This window comes from Frankia sp. CcWB2 (assembly GCF_977927585.1).
Genome location: NZ_CDWRCM010000178.1, coordinates 6,928 through 9,010, shown reverse-complemented (window position 1 = coordinate 9,010; position 2,083 = coordinate 6,928). Strand labels below are relative to the sequence as shown.

The following is a 2,083-nucleotide window of genomic DNA, read 5'->3' as shown; positions in this document are numbered from 1 at the left end:
GGGTCCCCGGTGCCCGGTCAGGGTCACCGTCTGGCGGGCGGCGTCGACGTCCCAGATGCGGGCCGTCTTGTCGCTGCCGGTGGTGGCGAGCAGCTTGCCGTCCGGGGAGAAGGCGCAGCCGTGCACGACCAGGCTCTTGCGCCCGCTGAGCGTGACCGACGTTCGGCCGGTGGCGACGTCCCACAGCCGGGTGCCGTCCTTGCTGGTGGTGGCGAGCACCTTGCCGTCTGGGGAGAAGGCCGCCGAGGTGACATCGCGTTCGTGTCCCTTGAGGGTGGCCCGTGCGGTGACCTCGACGTGGTGAGACGGGCGGCTGCTGCGCTCGAAGCCGCGCAGGTCCGCCGGCACCGCCGACCCCATCGGCACCGGCCCGGACGGAAGCGTGGTCGCCAACCAGTCGGCGTCGCGGACCGGAGTGCCGGGTGCCGCGTGGGTGTGGATGAGGCTACCCGGTGCCTCGGCGGCCAGGTCGAACAGGAAACCGTCGGTGAGGCGGACCCGCGCCAGCACGGCGCTCGCGTCGAAGCGTTCCCCGGGCTCGACGAGCCAGCACACCATCGTCGCCCGCCCGCCGGGGATGTCCCAGCGAGCCGGTTGCAGGACCGGATTCGGGCGCGCCGCGGTGGTCCGGCGGGTGGAGACCGAGCTTGCCCAGGCGGCGGCGCCGAGCACCACGGCGAGCTCGGGATCGGCGGGGAGGTAGATCTGCTGCCCCGGCCAGTCGGTGCCGACCCCGAGCCGACCTTCGAGGATGTCGGTGACGACCGGGATCCGGGAGCTGCTCCCGACGAGGAGCACCCCACTCAGCTTGTCCGGTCCGTAACCGGATGACTTCAGCAGGTGCTGGCAGCAGGCCATCGTGCGGGCCAGGATGGGGGAGGCGAGCTGGGTGAACCGGTCACGCTGCATGCTGACCAGCAGGCCGGCCGGGCTGAAAACGTCCTCCACGACGGCGATGGCGGAGAGCTGATGTTTCACCGCCCGGGCGAAGTCGAGCAGCTCGTGGCGGGTCCGGTTGGCCGTGGTCTGGAACGTCTCGCCGATCCCGGGCGGATTCAGTAGCGGTTCCAGCCCCGGCCCGTACAACCCCAGGATCTCGTCGAACAGAATCTGGTCGAGTTCGCGGCCGCCGCAGTCGTGCAGAGCCGAGTGGGAGAGCAGCTCGTGCCGGCCGTCCTCACCGACCGCGACCAGCGCCCCCTCGAACGTCCCGCCACCCAGGTCGTACACGAGCATGAGCGAGCCAGGCTCGGGCGCGGCGCCGACCACCGGCGACCAGGCCGCCGCGACCGGCTCGGCGAGCAGGTCCACGTCGACGAACCCGGCGGCCTCCGCCGCGGCGATCATCGTCCGGCGCAGCGGGCCGGCGGGATCGTAGCTCGCCGGTATCGTGACGACGGCCCGCGACAGCGCCGCACCGCCGAGCTGCTGTTCGGCCTCGGCCTTCAGCGCGGACAGCACCGCGGCCACCAGCACGTGCGCCGGATAGCCGCGGCCGTCGAGCGACACGGCGCTGTCCCGGGCCAGATCGCGCTTGACCTCGCCGCGGTACGCCGCGGGCCAGATCCGCTTGCGCCGCTCAGCGAGCGTGCCGACGATCAGGCTGCCGCCGTCCACGAAGACCGACGCGGGCCAGCTCGCCGAGCCGCTCGCGGGCTCCTTCACCGGTTCGATGCGACCGTCGACGGCCAAGGCACTGCAGGTGCCGTAGTCGATGGCGAGGATCGGCTCGCCCACAGCACCCCCTGTCCACGTTTCCAGTGGGCAGATCATAGCGATGTCGACAAAGCCACCGGCGACACCCTCACCAGTGGGGCAAAAGCTGGGACCGAATGTTTGCGACCGGTTGCCCTTCGTAGCGGCTCTCGCCGGTGCGGACAGCGGCGGCCGGCGCCTGCCGGCATGAACAGGCAGACTGCCGGCCTTCCCCGGCGACCGACAGTCCGCGGAACCACGCCGGTGCGCCCCCGATCCGGCACCAAGCCGTCTCGCTTCCCCCGACGATCCGGCCCGACCCGTCGCACCGGCATGGTCCCTGCCCTCGATCCTGGTAATTCCGATGGGCCGACACCATCCCTCAATC

At 71.8% G+C, this 2,083-nt stretch carries 1 protein-coding gene; it reads right to left on the bottom strand.

Annotated elements, in window-relative coordinates:
* Positions 1 to 1,737, bottom strand: a 1,737-nt coding sequence (locus ACY45C_RS16860) for an Hsp70 family protein (protein ID WP_462188525.1), incomplete at its 3' end; no start/stop codon positions are given.
* Between the last annotated feature and the right edge of the window lie 346 nt (positions 1,738 to 2,083).